The following is a 1,426-nucleotide window of genomic DNA, read 5'->3' on the forward strand; positions in this document are numbered from 1 at the left end:
CCCGCCTGAGACCGCCTGACTTTAAAAACTCTTTAACTACCTTTAGCTTGAACTGCTTGCTGTACTTGCTCATAAAACAAAACCCCCTTGGTTGGACATAATGTCCAACTTTTGGGGGTCAGTTCATTCGGGTGGCTTTTTTGTTCCTGATAGCTTGAGCTACCTACTCAATCCAAGTAACAAAGTCTTCCTTAGGTCTTCTAACTTTTTTCAAGTTGAGCAACCAGTCCACATCTGCCTTTCTGTATCCCAGCGGCAGCATGACAACGCTCCGTAAACCTTTTGCTTTGAGGTCGAGGATTTCATCGAGAGCCGTAGCATCAAATCCCTCCATGGGTGTGGAATCCACTTGTTCGTATGCGGCTGCAATGAGGGCGGTTCCAAGTCCAATATAAGCTTGCTTTGCGGCATGGGTGTAATTGGTTTCAGCATCTCTTGCGGTATAGCCAGTCAGGAGCTTTTGACGATAGATGTCACCAGCTTCACTCTTAAAATTGCGCAGCTTCTCAGTCATATCAAATGATTGATTGATTCTGTCTGCTGTATAGGTATCCCAAGCAGCAAAAACGAGCAAGTGAGAAGAATCCACCACTTGGGTTTGATCCCAGGAGATTACTTTGATCTTTTCACGAATGGCTTTATTGGTAATCACAAGCACTTCATAAGGCTGTAATCCACTGGAGCTAGCAGTCAAACGAATGGCCTCTAGTATTTGCTCTACCTTCTCCTGTGGTACAGACTTTGTGGGGTCCATTTTCTTGGTGGCATAGCGCCACTGTAGTTTGTCAATCAAGCTCATTCTGATTTCCTTGGAATTAATATAGTAAAAGATGGCACAGTGTAATTTATAACGGGGGCTAGTGCTAAACGAGCTAATATGTAGGCATTCAATCTCAAAAGACCGGAACATGAATCAAATTGAAATTATTCGGGATGTCAGTGATGTGATGGATGCTCTGGGGGTTGCAGTAGTTTCCATCGGTGTTTTATGGGGCCTCTTCTGTTTTGCAAAAGGCCTGATCACTCAGACGGCTGATGTCGCCTATAAAACCTTTCGCATACAAATCGTGCGCTCACTCATTTTGGGGCTCGAAGTCTTGGTTGCGGGAGATGTCATTCGGACAGTAGCAATCAGCCCAACTTTGACTAGTGTGGCGGTATTGGGCGCCATCGTTTTGATTCGTTGCTTCTTAAGTTGGTCCCTGACTTTAGAGATTGATGGTCGCTGGCCATGGCAAGCGCCTAGACCAGGTCAGTCAGAATAAGTGTTATCTAAGCGCTAAATGAAAAAGGGAGTCGAATGAACTGACCCACAAAAGTTGGACATCCAATCCAACTCAAAAGGGTCAGTCTCATGTCCAAATACAGCAAAGACTTTAAGCTAGAAGTCATTCATCACTATCTGTCAGGTAAAGAAGGATTTACC

At 44.7% G+C, this 1,426-nt stretch carries 2 protein-coding genes; one reads left to right on the forward strand and one right to left on the reverse strand.

Annotated elements, in window-relative coordinates; genetic code table 11:
* Positions 1-163: 163 nt before the first annotated feature.
* On the reverse strand, positions 164-799 hold the full coding sequence (locus ICN39_RS11030; RefSeq protein WP_216234154.1) for an NAD(P)H-dependent oxidoreductase: 636 nt from the start codon (positions 797-799) through the stop codon (positions 164-166).
* Positions 800-908: 109 nt separating this feature from the next.
* On the opposite strand from ICN39_RS11030, the gene ICN39_RS11035 reads away from it, so the two are divergent.
* Positions 909-1,265, forward strand: coding sequence for a DUF1622 domain-containing protein (locus ICN39_RS11035; RefSeq protein WP_216234155.1), 357 nt, complete (start codon positions 909-911; stop codon positions 1,263-1,265).
* Positions 1,266-1,426: the final 161 nt, after the last annotated feature.

Origin of the sequence: Polynucleobacter sp. AP-Reno-20A-A9, assembly GCF_018882085.1 — a bacterium.
Taxonomy (GTDB): Bacteria; Pseudomonadota; Gammaproteobacteria; order Burkholderiales; family Burkholderiaceae; genus Polynucleobacter.

Coding starts and splice junctions, on each gene's coding strand:
- ICN39_RS11035 (WP_216234155.1), top strand. CDS start 909: ATGAATCAAATTGAAATTATTCGGGATGTCAGTGATGTGATGGATGCT.
- ICN39_RS11030 (WP_216234154.1), bottom strand. CDS start 799: ATGAGCTTGATTGACAAACTACAGTGGCGCTATGCCACCAAGAAAATG.